The following is a 16,164-nucleotide window of genomic DNA, read 5'->3' as shown; positions in this document are numbered from 1 at the left end:
AATGAAAATTAAAATAATAACACTATTTTTTATAATAATTGCTCCTGTTGTCATGTATGGACAGGAATTTAAAATGGCAGCAACAAGCCAATATCTTACAGAAAACCCATTTGTTATTTCGGCAGCTTATGCTGGTATTGGTGAATTTTATGAATTGCGTTTTACAGGAGAAACACAATGGCTTGGGGTAAAGGACGCTCCACAAACACAATCGGTTTCATTTGATGGTCGAATTGCAGACCAATCTGGTATGGGAATAATAATTTTTAATGATAAAAACCGAAATACATCTCAAAAAGGAGGACAAGTAAGTTATGCGCATCATTTAACTCTTTCAGAATATAACAATCAATTTTTGTCTTTTGGTTTGTCTTATAAATTCACCAATTTCAATATTGATATTTCTGATATTAATTCATCAGACCCTACTGTTCAAAGTTACAATGAAATTAATTCTAATTTTGATTTGGGTTTTTTATATCGCCTAGAAAGTTTCTTCTTTAGTTTTAACGCCGTAAATATATTAGAGAGAAAGATTAAACCGGCAATTTTAAGCGAGCCGGCAAATATTAGAAACTATTATTTCTATTCTGGATTTGTTTTGAAAAGTAGATTTACTTCTTTAGAATTCGAGCCATCTGTTTTTTATCAAATTTATGAGAGTGACGGACGTTCTAGTGCCGATCTTAATTTTAAGATACGAAAAATGACTGGTAAAAATTATATTTGGGCCGGATTGAGTTTGAGAATGTTAGCTGACCAAAATTTTCAGCCTAATTCAATTGCACCATTATTTGGTTTAAAACAGAATAAATTTTATGTGGCTTATTCATTTAATGCCAGTTTAAATGAACTTCAGAATTATAATGCAGGAACTCATATGCTAACACTTGGATTTGATTTTGATGGAAGAGAGAGTCCTTGTAGATGTGTGAATTAATATTTTAAATGGTTTTGGGATAATTTGTTTTTTCAAAAAGGCTCTTTTAATTATTTAAAAGAGCCTTTTTTATGCTATTAGCTATTTGGTAATTTCCCTAAACATTGCTTCTAAATTCTTATTCTTTTGGTTGAGTTGTAAAGTCTTCAATCCATTGTCATAGGCAAAATCAAATACAGTCGGACGCATATCTTTATCCGAAACAAAGGTTAGCTCCCAAGATTTTCCTTGAGTGTTTTTAAACGATTTTATATGAGGAATTTGTGCAATAAGTTCTTCTTCAACTTTCAAATCGAATTCTACTTCAATTACTTGTTCTTTGTCTACAGAGATTAAATTATCCAGTTTTTTATCAGCAACTATTTGTCCTTTATCAATAATAATTACGCGGTCACAAATAGCCTCTACTTCCTGCATAATGTGCGTAGAGAGGAAAACCGTTTTGTCTTTCCCTACGTTTTTAATTACGTTTCTGATTTCTACCAATTGATTAGGATCTAATCCAGTCGTAGGTTCGTCTAATATCAAGACGTCAGGATTGTGCAATAAGGCATTGGCCAGCCCTACACGTTGGCGATACCCTTTGGATAATTGACCTATTTTTTTATGACTTTCGGCAGATAAACCAGTTAGTTGAATCACTTCTTCGATTCTGGATTTTTCTACTTTGTAGACATCAGCATTAAAAGCCAGATATTCCCTCACGTACAAATCCAAATACAACGGATTGTGTTCGGGCAAATATCCTATAGAAAGCTGCACGGATTTTTCTTGAGTACTCACGTCAAAGTCATTAACTAATGCAGAACCGGAATCAGCATGGAGGTAGGTGGTCAATATTTTCATCAAAGTCGATTTCCCAGCTCCGTTAGGTCCCAAAAAACCTACTATTTCGCCTTTTTTAATAGAAAAAGAAATGTTGTTTAGTGCTTTTTGTGCACCATAACTTTTTGATATGTTTTTTACCTCTATTGACATGACATTATTTTTGGCACAAAAGTAAATAGAAAAGATTGTTTTATGACAAGACTGACATGTTAATTTCATTTTTGCAACAACTTAAGAGTTAATTGTATGTGATTATTCAGGTGAAAAAGTTGCTAAAAACAGTAGTAATGGCATAGTTCTTGAAAAAGGCAGAGTATTAATTTAAAAAAATTACAAAATGAAAAAAGCAATTATTATTGCAGCATTGGCTTTCGTAAGCTTCGCAAACGCTCAAAAAGGATCAGTATTAGTAGCTGGGAATATTGGGTATAATTCAAAAAACACTGGTGATGTAAAAGCTGATTATTTCGAATTTGCTCCTAAAGTGGGTTACCAATTTTCTGATAACATGACTGTAGGTATTCAAACAGCAGTTACTAGTGAAAAATTTACAAGTAAGGATGTTGAAAATACTTTCAAATTAGGAGCTTTCTTGCGTTATTCTCAACCTCTTGCTGGTGTTTTTTCTATATTTGGCGATTTAGGTGTTGGAATGCAAACTGCTAAGTATAAAGATCACTTAGTTTCTGGTGCTATTTTAGAATCAAAAGCTGATGGATTCTATATCGGAGTTGTTCCTGCTATTGGAGTTGATTTGAAAAAAGGATTCTGTCTTAACTTCTCAATAGGTGGATTGGCTTATGATTCATTAAAATATGATGGAGCTTCAGATGCTACTAATACTTTTGCTTTTACTTTTGGTAAACAAGCAAGTATTGGAATCTCTAAAAACTTCTAATATTCAATCATATTTGATTATGTGAAAAAGCACTCGTTTTCGAGTGCTTTTTTTGTTTAATAGTATTTTTAAAACTAAGATTTATATATTTACATTAAACTATAATCTGATGAAAAGTACAAAGTCAAGCAGTATCTTGAAAAATTATAGCAGTATTCTGCTACTCCTTGGCGGAATATTCGCTGGAAGTATTTTAGGTTTAGTTTTTGGTAAAGGTGTTGAAATTATAAAACCGTTAGGAGATATATTTCTTAATTTACTTTTCACAGCTATTATTCCACTGGTGTTTTTTACCATTTCTTCTTCAATTGCAAATTTAAAACAAACCGAAAAATTAGGTAAACTTTTTGGGATAGTCATAGGGGTGTTTTTAACAACTGTTATTATTTCTGCAATTATAATGATTATTGGTGTTTTGCTCTTTCCGGTTCATCAAGACATAGTGCTTTCAAAAGTAGCATTCGAAACTATCGAAGAAAGCAGTGTAGGCTCTCAAATTACACAATTAGTAACGGTCAATGATTTCTATGAGATATTATCCAGAAAGAATATGTTGGCACTCATCTTATTCTCCTTTTTGATAGGCTTTTCAACCTTGCACTCTGGTGAAAAGGGGAAAGATTTTGCAAGATTTCTTGATTCGGGTAATGATGTAATGAAAAAATTATTGCATCTCATAATGAAAACTGCACCAATTGGTCTAGGGGCTTATTTTGCTTATCAAGTGGGGGTCTTCGGACCACAATTGTTTGGTGCATATGCGAAACCATTAGCTTTATATTATGCAGTTTGTAGTTTTTACTTCATTGTTTTTTTTAGTTTGTATGCTTTTTTTGCAGGAGGAAGTCAAGGATTCAAAATATTTTGGAAAAACAATATCACACCAGCGTTAACAGCAGTTGGGACTTGCAGTAGTATCGCAACCATTCCAGCCAATCTGGAGGCTGCAGAGCAAATGAATATTCCAAGTCACATTCGCAATCTGGTAGTTCCGCTTGGAGCTCCTTTGCACAAAGATGGTTCTAGTATGTCATCGATTGTGAAAATCGCCGTTATTTTTGCCATGTTTGGAAAAGATCTTACGGATCCATATACTATATTAATAGCAATTAGTATTACTATAGTTGTGTCAGTTGTTGAGGGAGGTATTCCTAATGGAGGATATATTGGAGAAATTCTTGCTATAACAGTTTATGGTTTTCCTATGGAACAAGCCTTGCCGGCAGCAATGATTATAGGAACTTTAGTCGATCCAATCGCGACTTTATTGAATGCTAACGGAGACTTGGTCTGTGCCATGGTAGTTGCTAGAATTTCTGAAGGCAAAAAATGGCTTTTGAATAAATCAAATACCTAATTGTATTAGTTATGTATTCTTTTTAAACTCTTCTTGTCGTTAATAATTTGCTTCTTTGTTTTTTTATATTGAGCGAATCCTTGTTTAATATGTTTTTGATATAAAAGCATATCTGCTAATTGTATATGCTGTTTTTTTCTGCTTTATCCATAGCTTAAATTGAAGCTTTCTTAGATAGTAAACTAATACCTAGATAAAAACAACTTCATTGACCATCATACTTAATTTAGCCTGTATTTAGGTTAGCTTCTGATTATTTTTCACATCTGTAATGTATAAAAAAGATTACTTTTTAAAAACACTTAGTAGTCAATTGGTTACAAATGCTTAACCTTTTTATAATGGAATAAAAGCTTTATTCCTTGTTTTTCTTTGCAATTTTGGCAAAAGTTTTCTGATGACATATTCTGAGTAAAACAGAATGTCAGTGAAGTATAAAGCATTCTGTAAATTTTAAATTAATTTATTTAATAAAAAGAAATAGTATGAAAAAAATGCAATTAGTGAATCTTGGTAAAGGTTTAAATAGAAACGAAATGAGAAAAGTTAATGGAGGTGGAGCCAGATCATATCCTAATAATAACAATACTGGTATCTGTAAAGGAGTCTGGGTAGATTGTTTGTGTGTGAGTGCAGAAGGTAAACCATTTATATGTAAATCTTGTTTTACTTCTAAATCAGGTCAATGCTAAATTAATAAAGATTTCAGAATTATTTTATGCCTTAAAGTATTTCTCATTTTTGATTAAACATGTTTAAATCGATTTTTAAGCAATATTTTAAGTTTCAAAATTTTTCTGCATTTAGTTTTTAAATCTTAAAATTAATGAATAGTGTTTTTGTTTTTTTGTTAATACACTGTAAATCTATCAACTTTGTAGTATTTAACTGAGTAATAGTGTTAATTTTTAAAGCGAAATGTAGCTTATATTTGCAAAAAACAAGGTAATATTCTTTCATTTTTAACTGCATTATAGTTGTATTTTCGCACAAAATATATTTCTCTTCAGTATTCAAGTGCACGTGAAATTTTCTGAGAGGAATAATGTTTAATGATTTGAGTTTTAAAATAGTATGAATCATCTAAAAAGTAAAAAGATGAAAAAGTTGAAATTGGTTAACCTTGATAAAGGGTTAAATAGAATTGAGATGAAATCAATTAATGGTGGTTACCCTGGTCCTCCAGGTCCAGGTACTTGTCAAGGAGTTTGGGTAGATTGTTTGTGTATGGGACCGACTGGACCAACTATATGTAAAGTATGTAAAACTCCAGGTTCTGGACAATGTTAAAATAATAAAGCCAAGTACTTTTATAGATACTTGGCTCTATTGTTATTATTACATAACATGTCAAATTAGAATTTTAAATGTGAGGTAATAATTATAATAATCTGTATACTATTTGGTATTCAGGTAGTTAAACTAAAAAAAAGCCAGGTACTTGTTTCATACAAGAGTTTGATCATTTACAATCAATTTTTGCAAGATTAAATATATACAATCAAAATGACTGAAAATTTCTCTTTCCTTTTTCAATATTTAAAAAAGGAAAACATTTATATAGATAAAGACGAATTTACTTTTCAAATACAATCGCATCCTGATTCGCCATCATTATTAGCGATTAGTGATACCTTTAGTTTCTTTAAAATCCCTAATCTGGCAACTAGAATAGATATAGAAGATATTGTACATATGCCGGATCGTTTTATAGCATTGCTTCAAGATGGTGAGGCAGCTTCTTTTTTTGCATTTATAGAGCGAATAGGAGATACGTTTCGATATACAAATGGGAAGAAAGAGCGAATTGTTGCAAATGAAACTTTCAAAGATTTATTCCAAAATGTTGTTTTGGTAGTAGAGAAAGAGAATGAAGATGTTCCTTCTATTCAAAAAAGCAAATCTCTTTTTCCTTTTATTCTATTAGGCTTAGGCTATTTGGCAACAATTTTTGTAACTGGATTTTCGTTGTTATCTTCTCTGTTTTTAATTCTGGTTTTAGTAGGAGTTTATTTTTCTATAGAAGCCATTTCACATGAATTGGGAGTTAAAACAAAATTTTCTGAAGCAGTTTGTACTTTAACCACAAAAATGGATTGTGATGCTGTTATTAATGGTAAAAAGGCGAAATTCTTAGAATTTATAAATTTTAGTGATAGCAGTATTGTTTTCTTTAGTGCTCAATTGCTGGCATTTCTACTTTTGACGCTGTCAAACCAAATGCCTAGTTTCTACAATACAACCATGATTTTGTTGTTGTTTTCATTCCCTGTAAGCTTGGGGTCTTTATATCAGCAATTTTTTATAGTCAAAAAAGGATGTCCAATATGTTTGGCTATTATAGTTGTTTTGTATTTAGAATTAATAAGCTTGGCAGTTTTTCATGATTTTAGTTTGACAATAAATGTGGCATCGATAGTTTATTATTTATTCTCTATAGCAAGTTGTTATTGTCTGTTTGTTTTTGTGAAAAAAAGTCTAAAAACAAGTGCTGAACAAAAATCTGAAATTGCAACAGGTAACCGTTTCAAGAGAAATTATTCTTTATTTAAAATGGCTTTGTTATCTAGTAAAACGATAAATTATAAGAGAATTACTTCGGGAGAAATTATTTTAGGAAATCCAGATGCAAAACTAAAAGTTTTAGTGGTTTCCAGTCCTTTTTGTGGGCATTGTAAAGGGGCTCATCAAAACATAGAAGCGTTGTTAGAAAGGTATAGTAACGATATTTCTATAGAAGTTAGATTTAATTATAACGAAGCATTTCTAGATGATACATCAAAAACATTACATCAGCGTTTACTGGGTATTTATTTTGAAAAAGGACAAAAGGCTTTTATGAGTGCTTTGGAGAATTGGTTTGAAGATAATAATTTGGAAAAATTAAAACCGTTGGAAGAAAGCTCAATTGTAGATTTAAAAATAAATGAAATTCTCAACGAACAATTTGCATGGAATCAAGAAAATGAGATCACATTTACTCCTGCCATTTTTATTAATAAATATCATTACCCGGTTCAATATGATAGAAATGATTTGAGATATTTTGTAAATGAATTGTCCGAGGATGATGAAGTTTTCTAAAATGTAGTTTGTTTTTCGATATAGGGTAGTTCAATGTTTGTGAAATATTTATTTTTGAATAATTTTTTGCTGAGTTTTTGATCATTATTTAATTTTAAACCTCTTTCACAAAGAATTCTTTTTTTGTTATATAATATTAAATTTTTTATTTGCTTGGTATGAAATAAGTTATACATTTGCATTAAATAATTGAAAAAAACAAACAGCACAATGTCTACTAACCGTTTTTATTTTAGCAACTCTTTTTATTTCTTCTTTAGGAAGTGAGGGATTGTGCTATGATTATTTGAAAAACAAGAAACAAATAAAACTAATATACAATCCTGATGAAAATCAGGATTTTTTTTTGACCCAATGAGAACAAAAATTGCAATACAAGGAATTAAAGGATCTTTCCACCATCAAGTGGCACAAGACTATTTTTATCAAAATGTAGAGGTAGATGAATGTCTGTCTTTTGAGGAACTTGTTGCTAGCTTACTAACGGGAAAATCAGATCAAGCAGTAATGGCAATAGAGAATTCTATAGCAGGTCCGATTATTCCAAATTACGCATTAATTGACAAAAACAATTTGCACATAATAGGAGAGCATTATTTAGATATTCATCAAAATTTAATGGCACTAAAAGGGCAAAAAATTGAAGATATTCTAGAGGTTCATTCCCATCCAATGGCTTTGTTACAGTGTATGGAATTTTTAAAGAAATATCCCAATATAAAATTGGTCGAAGATAAGGACACTGCTGAAACTGCAAGAAGAATACATGAAAAACAGCTAAAAGGAATTGCAGCTATTGCCAGTAAAGCAGCATCTGAAATGTATGATTTAGAAATTTTGGCACCGGAAATACAAACGATAAATAATAATATGACTCGTTTTGTGATCATCAAAAAAGAGAAGGAGTTTGTAAATGAAGATGAAATTAATAGAGCTTCTATCAAATTTGAATTGGATCATAAGAGAGGAAGTTTAGCAGCAGTGCTAAATGTGATGAGCGATTGTAAATTGAATTTAACCAAAATACAATCGTTACCTAAAATAGAAACTCCTTGGAAATATTCTTTTTTCGTAGATGTTACTTTCGAGAAATATGAAGATTACGCCAAGTCCAAAACACTGTTAGCCATTATGGCTGAATATTTCAAAGTATTGGGAGAATATAAAAACACAAAACCATAAATTATAAATTCCAAAGTAGGAATCATAAAATAAATTGCCATGATTACAACAGCAAAACGTTTAGATATAATTGAAGAATACTATTTCTCATCAAAGTTGAGAGAAGTGAGACAATTGGCCTCAGAAGGGAAACCAATTATCAATATGGGAATAGGAAGTCCTGACTTGAAACCATCACGAGCGGTGATTGACGCGGTAGTTTCGGCAATGCATGACGAAAATGCACACCAGTATCAAAGTTACCAAGGATTGCCGGAGCTTAGAAAAAGTATGGCCGATTTTTATCTAAATAATTATTCGGTAGCATTAGATCCCAATACCGAAATTTTGCCTTTAATAGGATCCAAAGAGGGAATTATGCATATCTCTATGGCTTTCTTGAATGAAGGAGATCAAGTTTTGATTCCTAATCCGGGTTATCCTACCTACACTTCGGTAACGAATTTGGTGGGCGCCGTGCCAGTTTATTATGATTTGAAAGAAAATAATAACTGGGAGCCTGATTTTGAAGCTTTAGAAAAATTAGATTTATCAAAAGTGAAGATCATGTGGATTGGCTACCCACACATGCCTACAGGAGCAAGAGGAAGTTTAGAATTGTTTGAAAAGTTAGTGGCTTTTGCCAAAGAACATCATATATTATTAATCAATGACAACCCGTATAGTTTTGTTTTGAATGATAAACCGATGAGTTTGTTGCAAGTAGAAGGAGCTAAAGATGTTGCAATAGAATTGAACTCTTTGAGTAAAACCTTCAATATGGCAGGCTGGAGAGTAGGAATGGTTTTGGGGAGTGCAAAGCTAATTGATTCGGTTCTTAAGGTAAAAAGCAACATGGACAGTGGGATGTTTTACGGAATCCAAAAAGGGGCTGTAGAAGCGTTGAAGAGTGATCAATCCTGGTTCGATTCGATGAATGAAGTTTATAAAAAACGTCGTGTACTAACCGAGCAATTAGCAGAAAAACTGGGTTGCGAAGTATATAAAGAAGGTGTTGGATTGTTTGTCTGGGCCAAATTGCCGGAAGGAATAACATCTGCAGAGGATTTTATTGATAAAATATTATACGAGAAGCACATTTTTATAACACCAGGTACCATTTTTGGAAGTAATGGAGAAGGATACATTCGATTTGCACTTTGTGTAAAAGAAGAAAAAGTACAAGAAGCAATAGATAGATTTTAGTATTAAGAATTGAGATTGTAATTGATTTTTGCAATTGACATTGAAATTGAATAAAATGAATATATACGTAATAGGAATTGGATTAATAGGAGGCTCAATAGCATTAGATGCTAAAGCACTATATCCTGAAGCAAGAATTTTTGGAATTGACAATAACGAAAATCATTTGCAAGAGGCAGTAACATTAGGAGTTGTCGATGAAGCTGCTGTTTTTGAAGATGTAGCCAATGCTGATTTTGTGATAGTTTCAGTTCCTGTTGATACAACTATTGTCCTTTTACCAAAAGTGCTAGATCTAATTCCAAATACAGCTATCGTTTTTGATGTAGGATCAACTAAAGTGCCCATTTGTGAGGTAGTTGCAAATCATCCTAAAAGAAGAAATTTCATCGCGACACATCCTATTGCGGGAACGGAGTTTTCAGGGCCATCGGCAGCGATAAAAGGATTGTTTCAAGGAAAAACAAATATCATTTGCGAAGTAGAAAAAACTACTTTCAAATTGCAAGAAAAAGCATTGTGGCTTTTTAAAGCAATTGGAATGAGAATTCGCTATATGGATCCAAAATCTCATGATAAGCATATTGCATATGTATCGCATTTGTCACACATTAGTTCTTTTATGCTTGGTAAAACAGTAATCAATAAAGAAAAAGATGAGCAGGATATTTTTGATATGGCCGGTTCCGGTTTTGAAAGTACCGTTCGTTTGGCTAAAAGTTCACCAGCAATGTGGACCCCTATTTTTAAACAAAACAAAAAACAGGTAGTTAGAACATTGGAAGAATATATTGCCAATTTGTCTAAGTTTAAAGAACTCTTGGAAAATGATGATTACGATGCCATTTACAGCGAAATGCAAAGTGTCAATAAAATAAAAGAGATATTAAACGGAATGAATAGCAAAAAGTAGACACTGATTAGTTAAAATCTGCTTGATTTTCAAAAGCTATCAGAACAAATAAATGCACTAAAAATAAAATAATATTTTAAGATAAATAAAAACTAAAAAAAACTAGAAAAGATGGAAAATAAGAAAGAAATGAGAAATTGGTTGAATGAATTCAATTTGACTCATCCATTTGTAATTGCAGGACCTTGTAGCGCAGAAACAGAAGAACAAGTTTTGAAAATTGCTCATGAATTGAAAGATTCTGACGTAAGTGTTTTTAGAGCGGGAATCTGGAAACCAAGAACTCGTCCGGGAGGATTTGAAGGTGTTGGCGAAATAGGCTTGAAATGGTTGAAAAAAGCCAAAGAGGAAACTGGATTACTTATGGGAACTGAAGTAGCAAATGCCGCTCACGTAAAACTAGCTTTAGAGAATGATATCGATGTATTATGGATAGGAGCCAGAACAACAGTTAATCCTTTTGCAATGCAAGAAATTGCAGATGCCTTAGCTGGAACTAAAAAAATAGTTTTGGTCAAAAATCCAGTAAACCCAGATTTATCTTTATGGTTAGGAGGAGTAGAGCGTTTATATAATGCAGGTATAGAAAAATTAGGAGTGATTCACAGAGGTTTTTCTACTTATGAAAAAACAAAATATAGAAACATTCCTGAATGGCAGGTTGCTATCGAATTGCAAAATAAATTCCCAGATTTGCCTTTGATTATAGATCCATCACATATTACAGGTGATCGTAATATGATACTTGAAGTAACTCAAGAAGCACTAGATTTAAATTACGATGGTATGATTATCGAAACACATCATGATCCGGATAATGCATGGAGTGATGCCGCTCAACAAGTTACACCAGATGCGTTGAAACAAATTTTTATTGATTTGAAAGTAAGAAAACAAAACGATGTATCAGATGAATTTACTAGTAAAATGTCAAAATTAAGAGCAAATATTGATGTTCTTGATGCTACTTTATTAGAATTGCTAGGAAAACGTATGAAAGTGGCTGAAGAAATTGGTCAAGTGAAAAAAGAAGCAAACGTTGCGGTGTTACAAAACAATCGTTGGAACGAAATTTTAGGAAAAATGATTTTGGATGGTGAGAAAAAAGGACTTTCAGAAGAGTTTGTACTTAAAATGTTCAAGGCTATTCACCAAGAAAGTATTAGTCATCAAGAAAAAATATTAAATTCATAAGAAAGAGTTTAGAAGTTTAGAAGAGTTTAGAAGTTTAGTTTAAGAACTAAAGTCTAAACTTTTCTTTTTATGTTTTAGTCATGAAAAAGAACCAAAAATGGTTAATTGCGGATTTAGGAAAACTAAATCTCCTAACTTCTAACCTTTTTTAATCCTAAAACAAATTACTACCTTTGCAGCATGACAGGAATCGTTTATAAATCTACAGGAAGTTGGTATACCGTAAAATCAGAACAAGGAGATTTTATAGAATGCCGTATGAAAGGGAAATTTCGAATCAAAGGAATTAAAAGCACCAATCCTATTGCAGTTGGTGATATAGTAGATTATGAACTAGAACAAACGTCGGATACAGTTACAGGAACAATCAATAATATTCACGACAGGAAAAATTATATCGTTCGTAAGGCGGTAAATTTATCACATCAGATGCATATTATTGCGTCTAATATAGATCGAGTTTTTTTGTTGGTAACTATAAATAATCCACCAACTACATTTAATTTTATTGATCGTTTTTTGGTAACAGCTGAAGCTTACGGAATCGAAGCTATTCTTGTTTTTAATAAAATAGACACTTTAGACGAAGTTACTCTGGATGAACAATTGTACATGCAACATGTGTATCAGCAAATAGGATATAAATGTTTGCGAGTATCGGCTGCAGAGAAGAAAGGAGTCGATGACTTGAAGGAATTAATGAAGGACAAAGTAAGTATGTTCTCAGGACATTCCGGTGTGGGAAAATCTACGTTGGTAAATGCAATGGAGCCATCTTTACATTTAAAAACTAAAACAATATCCGAAGCCAGTAAGCAAGGTCAGCACACTACCACTTTTGCAGAAATGTATGATTTATCTTTTGGGGCTAAAATTATAGATACTCCGGGAATTAAAGGTTTTGGAATGGTAGATATGGAACCTACAGAGATTAGCGGTTATTTTCCGGAATTTTTCAAATTGAAAGACCAATGTAAATTCAACAATTGTTTGCATAAAGAAGAACCACATTGTGCTATAAAAGCAGCATTAGAGAAAGATGAAATTGCATGGTCACGCTATAATAGCTATCTTAAAATATTGGAAGGAGATGATGAAAACTATCGCACAGATATTTATGGAGAGGATAGAGCGGCAAGCGATAAAACTAGGGAGTAGAAAAGAAATTCCAATTCGGATAATTTTTGGAATGAATTTAAAATTCCAAAAGGGATGATTTTAAAAAAATAAAAAAAGACAATACTGTAGAGATGCACCACTGTGCATCTTTTTGTTATAATTAGATTTTAAAATGAGAGTAATAGTTCAAAGAGTTTCAGAAGCGTCAGTTACAGTTGACCAAAATAAAGTAGCAGCTATTCAAAAAGGACTACTTGTTTTGGTAGGAGTAGAAGACTCCGATACTCAAGAAGATATTGACTGGCTTGTTGGAAAAATCATAAAAATGAGGATTTTTGGAGACGAAAATGATGTAATGAACTGCTCAGTTCAGGATATCGATGGTGATATAATAGTAGTCAGTCAATTTACACTTCATGCTTCTACAAAAAAAGGGAATCGTCCGTCTTATATAAAAGCTTCAAAACCAGAATTTGCAATTCCGATGTACGAGAGTTTTGTAAAATCTTTAGAAAAAGACTTCAATAAAAAAGTACAAACCGGAATTTTTGGTGCCGATATGAAAGTTTTATTAATTAATGACGGTCCTGTTACTATACATATAGATAGTAAAAATAAAGAGTAAATTCAATTGTTTTTTGATATTTAGCTTAAAAGAATACAACCCTGAACCTAAAAAATGCCCAAAATTATCGCCGATAATCTAAAAAAGACAATGCCATTGTCGTAATTCTTTTGAATTAAATTGATTTATTACTAATATTTCTCGACTCATAGTGTAGTCAATTTCATTGTTTTCTCAGCACATTACTTTAAAAAATGACTGAAGATTTCCCATGGTTGAATTTTTTAAAAAAAACAATATAGTCGTTGTTTCTTACATTTTATTTTGTATTTTTGAGTAAATCCCTTGTTTTTCAGATTGATAGAATTTGTTTGTAAAAAATAGATTCTCTTTTTTTTCATAGTTTATGGTTTAAATAAATACATTACATGAAGTAACGTATTGTATGTTTTTAATTTAATACTTAAAATTTTGGCAAAAATTAACCACAACAATTACTTGGATGTTGTTGATAGCGTTTGGACTTCTGCGAAGGAAAAAGGCATCATGCACATCAATTCCGAAGAACGACGCTTTGATGGAACAAAATTTACAATCAAAGGAAAAGAACTCATCAATTTTGGAACCTGTGGCTATATGGGTTTAGAAACGCATCCGGATTTAATAGCCAATTCAATTCGATTGACAAAGAAATTTGGTACGCAGTTATCTATGTCTAGAGCATTCATCCGTCCCACTTACATTCAGGAGTTAGAGGAATTAATGTCACAGATATTTGATGGTAATAAAGTGATCTGCTATACTTCAACTTCAAATGCGCATATTTCAGTCATAAGTACTATTGTTAAACCAGATGATTTAATTATTCTGGATCAACAGGTTCATTTTAGTGTTCAATTTCCATGTAAAAACATGAAGTTGCAAGGTACAGAAGTAAAAATGGTTCGCCATTCTGATTATCTAATGTTAGAGGAAATGATCCAAGAAAATTACAATAAGTACACTCGGATTTGGTACATGGCAGATGGCGTTTATTCTATGCATGGTGATTTGCCAGATACGAACATCCTAAAAAAATTACTCAATAAATATCCTAAACTAAATTTATACTTCGATGACGCACATGGAATGGGATGGGAAGGTAAAAATGGATCTGGGCATATTTATAATCAGTTAGGGGTAAACAAACGCATTGTTTTAATATCGACGCTTGCTAAAGGTTTTGGATGCGTTGGTGGCACGGCAATATTTGCTGACCCTGAAATGTATCGAAAAACAGATATTTTTGGAGGGCCTCTCAGCTATTCTCACCCGCTTTCACCTGCAAATGTTGGTGCGGCAATTGCTTCTGCTAAAATTCATCTATCAAGTGATATTTACAAATATCAAGCAGAATTAAGAGAATTAATGGATTACATGAATAGAAGATTGGTAGAAAAAAATCTGACCAATATTTCCTCTCCAGATTCACCAATTTACTTTATTGGTGGAGGTTTAAATAAAGTAACCCGAAATTTTGTTCATCGTATTTTAGAAGAAGGTATTTATGTCAATACAGCTACTTTCCCAGTTGTCCCTAATGATAAATCAGGATTGCGATTTACCTTAACGCGACATAATACGAAAGAAGATATTGACTTATTCGCAGATGCTATGGAGTATCATTTCCCGAAAGCGATTGAAGAAGAGGGGGATACTGTTGAACGAGTTTATGAAGAATTTGGTTGTTCTATTGAAAAAAGCAAAAAAAATAGAATAAATAATTACACAGCCACAGCTACTAATTTAGTTATTAAAGAGTATACTACAATACACGACATTGATCCGGAAATTTGGGATAAGATGTTTAAGGATAGAGGGAATATAAGCCATTCGGGAATGCAATGCATGGAAGAGATTTTTTCTAACAATGAAAAATTGGAAGAGAATTGGAGTTTTCACTACCTTATAATTAAAGACCAAAAAGGGGAATTAGTACTGGCAACATTTTTTACTGGAGCTATTTATAAAGATGATATGTTATCTCAAGAAAATGTATCTAAAAATATAGAAGAAGTTCGTAAAACAGACCCTTTTTATTTGTGCTCAAAAACATTAGCCATGGGGTCGCTATTCTCAGAAGGCGATTTTATTTACTTAAATGCTGAACATTCTGAATGGAGAAATTCAGTTAATTTATTATTTGAATTTGTTTCAAAGACAAAAAAAGAAATCGAAGCTTCGACCGTTATTTTCAGAGATTTCAATAAAGATGATATTTTGAATTCCATTTTAGAGGATGAGGGTTATGCTAAAATAAAAATGCCAAACACTAACATTATAAAAAATCCAAAATGGGAAACAACTACAGATTTGTTGGCATTGATAAAATCAAGTAAGAAGAGAAATAATATTAAACAATATGCTATTAGACATCTTGATAAGTTTGATGTTAGAATTAAAAATAAAATAACAGGTGAGGAAGCAACTCATTATTTTGATTTGTTTTCGAATGTTAAAAGCATGAACTATTCGTATAATTTTTTTTCATACCCTAAAAAATTACCTCATATTCTCTCCAAATACGCAGAATGGGAATTCATTGAAATACGTTTGAAAGAGAATGATCAATTGATAGCAGTTATTTTTGGATATATTGGAGATGATCACTACTCACCACTAATTGTTGGTTTAGACTACAATTATATAAACACCCATCATATTTACAAACAAACCATGTTTCAGATGGTAAAAAGAGGAAACGATCTTAATAAAAGAAAAACTTATTTAGGGTTAACTGCAGACTTTGAAAAACAAAAATATCTAGCTGAAACAATTCCAGTATATGCTTTCTTGAAAGTCGATGAAACTTATAATTTAGAATTAATAGAGTCATATTCGAATATATAACAATAAGATA

14 protein-coding genes are annotated in these 16,164 nt (G+C 31.8%); 13 read left to right on the top strand and 1 reads right to left on the bottom strand.

Annotated elements, in window-relative coordinates:
• Nucleotide 1 precedes the first annotated feature (1 nt).
• Complete coding sequence (locus tag OZP08_RS01160) at nt 2–940, top strand: PorP/SprF family type IX secretion system membrane protein (protein WP_268847939.1); 939 nt, start codon at nt 2–4, stop codon at nt 938–940.
• Between the two features lie 81 nt (nt 941–1,021).
• On the opposite strand, the gene gldA is transcribed toward OZP08_RS01160, so the two are convergent.
• Nucleotides 1,022–1,918, bottom strand: a complete 897-nt coding sequence (gene gldA / locus OZP08_RS01155) for a gliding motility-associated ABC transporter ATP-binding subunit GldA (protein WP_268847938.1) — start codon at nt 1,916–1,918, stop codon at nt 1,022–1,024.
• A gap of 187 nt (nt 1,919–2,105) precedes the next feature.
• Between gldA and OZP08_RS01150 the strand changes: the two genes are divergently transcribed.
• The 12 genes from OZP08_RS01150 (at nt 2,106) to OZP08_RS01095 (ending at nt 16,154) form a co-directional block, all read left to right on the top strand.
• Nucleotides 2,106–2,666, top strand: a complete 561-nt coding sequence (locus tag OZP08_RS01150; RefSeq protein WP_268847937.1) for an outer membrane beta-barrel protein — start codon at nt 2,106–2,108, stop codon at nt 2,664–2,666.
• Nucleotides 2,667–2,775: 109 nt separating this feature from the next.
• Entirely contained in the window at nt 2,776–4,023 is a 1,248-nt protein-coding gene (locus OZP08_RS01145; protein WP_281322784.1) for a dicarboxylate/amino acid:cation symporter, read from the top strand.
• 485 nt (nt 4,024–4,508) lie between these two features.
• The gene (locus tag OZP08_RS01140) at nt 4,509–4,715 is read left to right on the top strand and encodes a hypothetical protein (protein WP_281322783.1); all 207 of its coding nucleotides are present in this window, start codon (nt 4,509–4,511) and stop codon (nt 4,713–4,715) included.
• Between the two features lie 406 nt (nt 4,716–5,121).
• The gene (locus tag OZP08_RS01135; RefSeq protein ID WP_268847935.1) at nt 5,122–5,313 is read left to right on the top strand and encodes a hypothetical protein; all 192 of its coding nucleotides are present in this window, start codon (nt 5,122–5,124) and stop codon (nt 5,311–5,313) included.
• 216 nt (nt 5,314–5,529) lie between these two features.
• Nucleotides 5,530–7,107, top strand: coding sequence for a vitamin K epoxide reductase family protein (locus OZP08_RS01130; RefSeq protein ID WP_281322782.1), 1,578 nt, complete (start codon nt 5,530–5,532; stop codon nt 7,105–7,107).
• Between the two features lie 354 nt (nt 7,108–7,461).
• Complete coding sequence (locus OZP08_RS01125) at nt 7,462–8,289, top strand: prephenate dehydratase (RefSeq protein ID WP_268847931.1); 828 nt, start codon at nt 7,462–7,464, stop codon at nt 8,287–8,289.
• A gap of 39 nt (nt 8,290–8,328) precedes the next feature.
• Nucleotides 8,329–9,474 carry a pyridoxal phosphate-dependent aminotransferase gene (locus tag OZP08_RS01120; protein ID WP_268847930.1) on the top strand — a complete coding sequence of 382 codons (1,146 nt, stop codon included), beginning with the start codon at nt 8,329–8,331 and terminating at the stop codon, nt 9,472–9,474.
• A 55-nt stretch (nt 9,475–9,529) separates the two neighbouring features.
• Nucleotides 9,530–10,387: a prephenate dehydrogenase gene (locus OZP08_RS01115; protein ID WP_281322781.1), complete on the top strand. Its 858-nt coding sequence runs from the start codon at nt 9,530–9,532 to the stop codon at nt 10,385–10,387.
• A gap of 111 nt (nt 10,388–10,498) precedes the next feature.
• Nucleotides 10,499–11,581, top strand: coding sequence for a bifunctional 3-deoxy-7-phosphoheptulonate synthase/chorismate mutase type II (locus tag OZP08_RS01110; protein ID WP_281322780.1), 1,083 nt, complete (start codon nt 10,499–10,501; stop codon nt 11,579–11,581).
• A 180-nt stretch (nt 11,582–11,761) separates the two neighbouring features.
• Nucleotides 11,762–12,739 carry a ribosome small subunit-dependent GTPase A gene (gene rsgA, locus OZP08_RS01105; RefSeq protein WP_268847929.1) on the top strand — a complete coding sequence of 326 codons (978 nt, stop codon included), beginning with the start codon at nt 11,762–11,764 and terminating at the stop codon, nt 12,737–12,739.
• 133 nt (nt 12,740–12,872) lie between these two features.
• Nucleotides 12,873–13,325: a D-aminoacyl-tRNA deacylase gene (gene dtd, locus OZP08_RS01100; protein ID WP_268847928.1), complete on the top strand. Its 453-nt coding sequence runs from the start codon at nt 12,873–12,875 to the stop codon at nt 13,323–13,325.
• 411 nt (nt 13,326–13,736) lie between these two features.
• The gene (locus tag OZP08_RS01095) at nt 13,737–16,154 is read left to right on the top strand and encodes an aminotransferase class I/II-fold pyridoxal phosphate-dependent enzyme (RefSeq protein ID WP_281322779.1); all 2,418 of its coding nucleotides are present in this window, start codon (nt 13,737–13,739) and stop codon (nt 16,152–16,154) included.
• The last annotated feature ends 10 nt before the right edge of the window (nt 16,155–16,164 follow it).

Source organism: Flavobacterium aestivum (assembly GCF_026870175.2).
Lineage (GTDB): Bacteria > Bacteroidota > Bacteroidia > Flavobacteriales > Flavobacteriaceae > Flavobacterium > Flavobacterium aestivum.
The sequence above is the reverse complement of the archived record's forward strand: the minus strand, read 5'-3'. Positions and strand labels throughout refer to the sequence as shown.

What these genes read in the sequence shown, in the direction of transcription:
- OZP08_RS01125 (WP_268847931.1), top strand. Translation starts at nt 7,462, where the DNA reads ATGAGAACAAAAATTGCAATACAAGGAATTAAAGGATCTTTCCACCAT.
- rsgA (WP_268847929.1), top strand. Translation starts at nt 11,762, where the DNA reads ATGACAGGAATCGTTTATAAATCTACAGGAAGTTGGTATACCGTAAAA.
- OZP08_RS01140 (WP_281322783.1), top strand. Translation starts at nt 4,509, where the DNA reads ATGAAAAAAATGCAATTAGTGAATCTTGGTAAAGGTTTAAATAGAAAC.
- OZP08_RS01150 (WP_268847937.1), top strand. Translation starts at nt 2,106, where the DNA reads ATGAAAAAAGCAATTATTATTGCAGCATTGGCTTTCGTAAGCTTCGCA.
- OZP08_RS01145 (WP_281322784.1), top strand. Translation starts at nt 2,776, where the DNA reads ATGAAAAGTACAAAGTCAAGCAGTATCTTGAAAAATTATAGCAGTATT.
- dtd (WP_268847928.1), top strand. Translation starts at nt 12,873, where the DNA reads ATGAGAGTAATAGTTCAAAGAGTTTCAGAAGCGTCAGTTACAGTTGAC.
- OZP08_RS01115 (WP_281322781.1), top strand. Translation starts at nt 9,530, where the DNA reads ATGAATATATACGTAATAGGAATTGGATTAATAGGAGGCTCAATAGCA.
- OZP08_RS01135 (WP_268847935.1), top strand. Translation starts at nt 5,122, where the DNA reads ATGAAAAAGTTGAAATTGGTTAACCTTGATAAAGGGTTAAATAGAATT.
- OZP08_RS01160 (WP_268847939.1), top strand. Translation starts at nt 2, where the DNA reads ATGAAAATTAAAATAATAACACTATTTTTTATAATAATTGCTCCTGTT.
- OZP08_RS01120 (WP_268847930.1), top strand. Translation starts at nt 8,329, where the DNA reads ATGATTACAACAGCAAAACGTTTAGATATAATTGAAGAATACTATTTC.
- OZP08_RS01110 (WP_281322780.1), top strand. Translation starts at nt 10,499, where the DNA reads ATGGAAAATAAGAAAGAAATGAGAAATTGGTTGAATGAATTCAATTTG.
- OZP08_RS01130 (WP_281322782.1), top strand. Translation starts at nt 5,530, where the DNA reads ATGACTGAAAATTTCTCTTTCCTTTTTCAATATTTAAAAAAGGAAAAC.
- gldA (WP_268847938.1), bottom strand. Translation starts at nt 1,918, where the DNA reads ATGTCAATAGAGGTAAAAAACATATCAAAAAGTTATGGTGCACAAAAA.